Source organism: Fodinicola feengrottensis (genome assembly GCF_010993775.1).
GTDB classification, from domain to species: domain Bacteria; phylum Actinomycetota; class Actinomycetes; order Mycobacteriales; family HKI-0501; genus Fodinicola; species Fodinicola feengrottensis.
On record NZ_WOTO01000009.1, the window covers coordinates 183,682 to 189,890 of the forward strand.

The window sequence follows — 6,209 nt, forward strand, 5'->3', positions numbered from 1 at the left end:
TGTCACCGATCCCGCCGGCGGGATCACCACTTTCGCCTACGACATCACCGGAGCACTCTCGTCCCAAGCCTCGCCCGCCGTCAGCACGTGGACGGCTGGTATACGTACCGACAACGTGCGACCGACGATCTCCTACGGCTACAACACATTCGGTGAGCCGACTCAGCAGCGCGATGCGAACGGCGTTCTGACCAGCATCACGCGCAATGTTCACGGCGACCCGACGATGATCGCCGGCCCGACCTATACACCGCCAGGCGGGCAACCGATCACGCCGACCACGAAGACCGATTACAACACCAGCGGTCTCCCGATCAGCACAACCGACCCGCTCGGTCATCAAACCACCTATTCGTACGATCTCTACGGCCGACCGATCACGCAGACCGATCCTGCCCTCCCCGGACAGGACGCCGGTGTCACCACTGTTGGCTACGATCGCGCTGGCCGAACACTGTCCACAGTGGACCCAACTGGTGCACGCACCGAGGCGACCTACGACGAGCGTGGACTCCAAATCACCAGCACCGCCGTCGACCGCGCCACCTCACCGTCGAATTTCGTCACACACCTCGGATACAGCGACGCTGGAGACCTCACCAGCCTCACCACACCGGCCGGGAATACTTCGACGGCCTGGTACAACGCGGCCGGCCAGCCCAGGGCCACCACCGACCCGACAGGCCTGGAGACCGACTACACCTACGATCTCGCCGGGCGCACCGTGGCGGTCAAGAGCCCGACTGGCGTCACTACCAATACGGATTTCGATCTCGCTGGGCGGCCAACGAAATCCACCGTCTCGGCACCTGATGGCAGTCCAGGAAATCCCGCCCCACGAGTCACGACGAGCACGTACGACAACAACGACAACGTGCTGTCCACCACAAGTCCGCAAGGACGCGTCACCGGTTATTCGTACGACGCGGGGAACAGACTCACCTCGGTCATCAACCATCCTTCCACCGGCAAGACGACAACTGTCGGTCTGGGCTATGACGCCTTGGATAACCAGACCCGAATGGTGGACGGCAACGGAAACGCTACCGACACCACGTACAACTCGTTGGGGCTGACCGAATCCGTCGTCGAACCCACGACATCCACTTTCTCGTCGCCGTCCGATCGAACCTGGACCAGTAGCTACAACGCGGCTGGCCAGAACGTTCGACAAACCGCGCCAGGCGGTGTGGCAACCACCAGCGCCTACGACGTGCTTGGCAACCTCGTCAGCCAAACCGGATCCGGCGCCGACGCGACGGCAGCCCGATCTTTGACTTGGGACAAGGATAGTCGGCTGGTCTCGGCCAGCAGCCCCCCCGGCACTATCACGTACGGCTACAACGACCGTGGACTACTCACCGCCAGCTCCTCGGCCTCGTCTGGCGGTGGCGCGGCCGCAAATGTCGCCAACGCGGCTAGCCCCACTACATTCGGATACGACGCCGACGGCCAGTTGAGCAGTCGGATCGATGCGGCCGGTACAATTGGATTCACCTATGACAAAGCTGGCCAGCTGGCCACCACGGCCGATCCGCTAACCGGCCGGACGCTGACTTACGCGCGGAATGCTCTCGGTCAACTCGCGTCAGTCAGCTACGGGACGGGCGCAAATCGAACTTACGGCTACAACCCATTCGGTGACCTTGCCAGCGATACCTCGAAAACTACGAGCGGCTCGACCAGCGCGGCGGTTTCGTACTCGTACGACAACGACGACCTTCTCACCGGAAAGACCACCTCAGGTTTCGCCGGAGCAGCGACAAACACGTATTCGTACGACGGTTCAGCCCGGCTGACAGGATGGAACACGGGGGTCGTCGGCCACCAACTATTCATGGGACGACGCCGGCAACCGGACCTCCGTCGCCCGTACCCTCTCAGGCCAGACCAGCACGACCACCGCCGCTTACGACGCCCGCAACGAGCTTTCGTCCACGTCGGACGGAACCAGCTACACGTACACGGCCCGCGGCACCCGCGCCACCGTGACCGGCACCGGCGCCGGATCACCGACCACCAGCTACACGACGGACGCCTTCGAGCGGCTGACCTCGATCACCGACAACGGTGGCGGAGCCAGCGCGAACACGACGGCCCTCACGTACGACAGCCTCGACCGCACAGCGACCGTCAATAACACCCCAGTCGGCTACGACGGCCCCACCAACACCCCGGTCACGGTACCGACCGGCAGCGGCGGATCGTCCCTGATCAACAGAGACCCGGCCGGAAGCCCCATCAGCGACCGCCCAGGCGCCACCGGCCGCTTGCTGCTCGCCGACCAACACAACGACATCACAGGCGCCGTCGACCCCACCACCACCGGTTCTCTCACCGGCAGCACCAACCTCGACCCCTTCGGCGCCCCCACCGCCAACTCCGGCACCACCTCCGCGGTCGGCTACCAGTCCAGCTGGTCCGCCGACGGCCTCCTCAACACCGCATCCCGCTGGTACGACCCCACCTCCGGCGCCTTCACCAGCCGCGACACCTGGACCCTGAACCCGGCCACCGACACCCCAAACCGATACGACTACGCCAACGCCAACCCCCTGAACGCCACCGACCCCACCGGCCACCAAGACCAGAACGACGGCGACGGCTCCAACGCCGGTGGTGGCGGCTCCGTCGGAGTCTGCTGCACCGGCACCGCCCCACGACCCCGCGTGCCGAGCGAAGGCAGCGGAGGAGGGAGGAGGGTTCGGACCGACCGGAGCGGCCGCCGGAATTCTTCTGTGGATATTCCAGCATCTGCCGTCAAACTTCCCTCATTTCGGCGGCGGCAGTTCCAGCGGAGCGGCCCCTCTCCGCTTGGCTGTGTGGCCTATTGCGGGCTGATTGGGAACGACTCCCCGCGCCCATACCGCCACTTCCCAAATAGCCCTGACGGCGGCACTGATCCAACGCCAGGCGGCTGCTGGTTCATGTGCGGCCCGGGCGGCGGGTCTCCGGTACGCCCACCCACGCAGGCCGACCTCAACGCACTCCAGCACCTACTGAACCTCCACATAGAGGTCCCTCGCTCGTCTTTGAAGTCCCAAGGAAAAACTCTCGCGGCAACAAGGTCAGCGCCTCAAAAACCCCCATCACCGACCCAGTCGGATCTGTATCAGACGAAGCCGCGAAAACAACAACCTGCACAGTCGTCTGCGACACCGAAGCATCCATCGCCGGCGCCGACCCTTCCGCCCAACTCAACCCGCCAGGTCCGTCGCAGAGGACCAGTCCTCAGCAGTCCAAACGCTTTGACCTCGGCGACGGCACCTACTACCACCCAGGCGACGGCACCATCCGCGACGGAGCAGGGGTGGTCATCGATATTGATAACTCCAATGAGGATGTCGCACTCGGGATCCGCGGAAGAAGCCTACGTGGTACTGGAAACAGCGCCGAGAGTCTTGAACAGTTCAGCGACAGAAATGGCTTCACTCACTTCCTACACTCGAAGGACTGGAAAGCCGACGTTCGCTCGGCCGTGAACGACCCGAACACTCGGCTTCATATCAAACTTGACGGGTTTGCAGGTAGGAACCCTTCGGAGAAGTTCTCAAATGCATACAAGCAGGGTGCAGGTGACAGTTGGTTTGCGACCGAGTGGGAGATGTATCAGGTCGGCCTGTCGATAAGGACGAGCAACCGGACATGGGATAGTATTACGTTCTATGAGAATGGCCACGTCGTGACGCTAGACCAACCCGATTTCCCTAGACCTGAGAGGTAGTACCACATGGAGGCTTTGGCATCGTGGGATCGCCCATTTGGGATTTGGCACTACACCTTGAGTCATTCCACGCTGCTCTTACGCAGTATTGACCCTGCGCAATCACCCAATAGGATCGATGTACTTTTTACTATGGTCTCAAGGATCTGCCTATCAGAATTCTATGAGTCGCTGACTATACACCTAGCCTCTACCGAGGAGAAGGCATCCGTTTTGGATGAGGACCTAAGATCTGAGCCACGCGCACGTCTCTATCTGATCAATGGAGGACGTGACTATGTTGTCGCATCCAACTGCAACTGGCATGAGGACGAAGGAGATCAGCATTCTCCATCGGCCTTTGGCCCGCTCCGGGGAAACGCGTAATGTTCGACGAACGTACCCATTGCAAAAGGCTCAAGTACGCGACTGACGGCGACCAAGGTTCTAAACTGATGCCCCCGGAGGACAGCTAGTGCCTCATCAAGCAACGTTGGGTAGGTAATCGGGTCGGCGAATTTTGGAGCCGATGGCGAAGTGGTGTTTGGGTTGAGAGCGTTTGTTGTGCCAGCGGATGTAGCCAGCGATGGCGGCTTCTTGTGCGGCGTGACTTGGGTAGTCGCTGCCGTCCGCCCGAACAAGCGGGCGAGCGCCCAGCACGAGCCTGTCACGATTTCTGTGTAAGCCGGAGGTGATTGGCTTACTTGTCTTATTATATCAGAATGTTAGGCGGCCGGGGAATAGTTGGGTGAGGGTGTTGAGTGCTATTTTCCAGCCCCAGGTGCCTGTTCCTGAGGCTCCGCCGCGTTGGGTGGAGATGTTGCGTAGTCCGAGGTAGATGAGTTTCATGGCTGCGTCTTTGTCGGGGAAGTGTCCGCGGTTTTTGGTGATTTTGCGGAGTTGGAAGTTGATGGATTCGATTTGGTTGGTGGTGTAGACAATTTTCCGGAGTTCTGCGGGGTAGTCCAGGAAGGGGGTGAAGTCGTTCCAGGCGTTGTTCCACACGTCGACGGCTCCGGGGTATTGTTTGCCGTGGGTCTTGGCGAACGCGTCGCGGGCGAGCTCGGCGGCCTCCAGGGTGGGCGCGGTATAGATCTCGCGCATCGACGCGGCCAGTGGTTTGCGGTCCTTGTAGGACACGAACCGCATGGCGTTGCGGATGACGTGCACGACGCAGGTTTGCACTACGGTGTCAGGGAAGATTGAGCGGATCGCGTCCGGGAGCCCGGTCAGCCCGTCGCAGCACGCGATGAGGATGTCCCGCACGCCGCGGTTGCGCAAGTCCGTCAGGACCTTGGCCCAGAACTTGGCTCCCTCGGTGTCCTGGATCCAGCATCCGAGGGAGTGTTTTGCGGCCGTCCACGTCCACTCCGATGGCCAGGTACGCGACCTTGGTGGTGACCACGCCGTTGTCCTTGATTCGGACCCGGATCCCGTCGATGTAGAGGATCGGGTAGACCTCGTCCAGCGGCCGTGACTGCCACAGCTTGATCTCGTCGACGACCACGTCGGTGATGTTCGAGATCAACTCCCGGGACGCGTTTACTCCATATATTTCAAGTAAATGCGCCTCGATGTCACGAGTTGTCATTCCTCGCGAGTACAAAGACAGGATCATGTCATCGATATTCCCCAAACGACGGGCACGTTTGGGTACGATCGTGGGCTCGAACGTCCCGTTCCGGTCCCGCGGCACCTCGATCTGGACCGGGCCGCTGAGCGTGGACACGGTCTTGCGGGTTAGCCCGTTCCGGGAGTTGCCGGACCCGCGTCCCTCCGGCGCGCCGTGCTCATAGCCCAGGTGGTCGCTCATCTCGACCTGCAACGTCCGATCCAGCACCGCCTTGGTCATCTGGTTCAGCAGACCGTTCGCCCCGTCTACCGGCGTCCCAGTGGCCTTCGCGTCCGCTAGTAGAGCATCGATCGTCGCGGTCGAGAGCGCCCCCGTCAGCCGCGCAGCCGCCGCCGTCTCATCATCACGACGAGACGAAATGTTCCGAGTCATACGGTGTCCCTTCCGACCAACCAACAGGCCAGTCGACGACCCAGATCCACCCCACCACACGGCGGCGCCTATCCACGATGACCACAACTACGACACGACCACACCACGACCCGGCAACGACCAGGACCGGGACACGGCGCAGGCGGTGACCACGGAGGACGGCAGCCCTACCAGCCACCGACACAAGCCGAAATCAACGCGGCCCAGCACCACGCAAACCTCAACACCCCCCCATCCCCCGTCCGCCACTGGGGCAAATGCCAACACCCGCGGCCAAAAAGTCGACGCATCAAAAGCCCCCATCGCCGACCCAACCGGCTCTGCCTCAAATGAAGCCGCGAAGACAACAACCTGCACAACCGCCTGCGAGACAGATGCATCTCTATCCGCCGCCGACCCCACAGGCCAACTCAACCCACCAGGCCCCTCACAAGGAGCTATCCCTCAGCCCAAACGCCACGACCAATCGGCGCCGGCACCTACTCCCATCCAGGCGACGGC

The 6,209-nt window shown here is 61.9% G+C and carries 3 protein-coding genes and 2 pseudogenes; 3 read left to right on the forward strand and 2 right to left on the reverse strand.

Translation table 11 applies throughout. The features are described from left to right. Window positions 1-115 precede the first annotated feature (115 nt). Window positions 116-2,140 (forward strand): RHS repeat domain-containing protein, encoded by a 2,025-nt coding sequence (locus GNX96_RS11275; protein ID WP_163568041.1) that lies wholly within the window; start codon window positions 116-118, stop codon window positions 2,138-2,140. A gap of 12 nt (window positions 2,141-2,152) precedes the next feature. Here GNX96_RS11275 and GNX96_RS50770 read toward each other — a convergent pair whose 3' ends face one another. Then, on the reverse strand, window positions 2,153-2,389 hold the full coding sequence (locus GNX96_RS50770; RefSeq protein WP_279579999.1) for a hypothetical protein: 237 nt from the start codon (window positions 2,387-2,389) through the stop codon (window positions 2,153-2,155). On the opposite strand from GNX96_RS50770, the pseudogene GNX96_RS63145 reads away from it, so the two are divergent. Then, a pseudogene (locus tag GNX96_RS63145) lies at window positions 2,298-2,522 on the forward strand (hypothetical protein); the annotation flags it as partial. The gene GNX96_RS50770 and the pseudogene GNX96_RS63145 sit on opposite strands and share 92 nt — an antisense overlap. A gap of 788 nt (window positions 2,523-3,310) precedes the next feature. Next, window positions 3,311-3,724, forward strand: coding sequence for a hypothetical protein (locus GNX96_RS50775; RefSeq protein ID WP_279580000.1), 414 nt, complete (start codon window positions 3,311-3,313; stop codon window positions 3,722-3,724). 696 nt (window positions 3,725-4,420) lie between these two features. Here the strand turns inward: GNX96_RS50775 and GNX96_RS11290 are convergent. Beyond that, window positions 4,421-5,708 (reverse strand): annotated as a pseudogene (locus GNX96_RS11290) (IS256 family transposase). Window positions 5,709-6,209 lie beyond the last annotated feature (501 nt).